The sequence below is a fragment of the Pseudoalteromonas sp. CR1 genome, assembly GCF_019392235.1.
Lineage (GTDB): Bacteria > Pseudomonadota > Gammaproteobacteria > Enterobacterales > Alteromonadaceae > Pseudoalteromonas.
The window spans coordinates 1-250 of sequence record NZ_JAHXRM010000464.1; the positions used below are offsets into that span (position 1 = coordinate 1).

1 pseudogene is annotated in these 250 nt (G+C 53.6%); it reads right to left on the reverse strand.

The features are described from left to right. Window positions 1-182: pseudogene (locus KZZ04_RS20160) on the reverse strand (flagellar biosynthesis protein FlgL); the annotation flags it as partial. Window positions 183-250 lie beyond the last annotated feature (68 nt).

Below are 250 nucleotides of genomic sequence, written 5' to 3' on the forward strand. Positions count from 1 at the left end.
TGCCCCAGCATGTCTTTCTGTTGTTGCAGCAGTAACAATTGGGCGGCGGCTACCGGGTCATCCGAGGCGGTCTGCACACGCACACCGGAACTCGCCTGGTCCTGGGCCTTCACCACACCCGAATAGTTATCCTGATACTTACTGGAGCTGGTGTCGAAATACTGCTGTGTAGAGATACGCATCGTTCCAGACTCCTTTAAAGGGCGTTAATCAGTGTGCTGAAGGTTTCTTGCGCAGCCTTGATGATCTG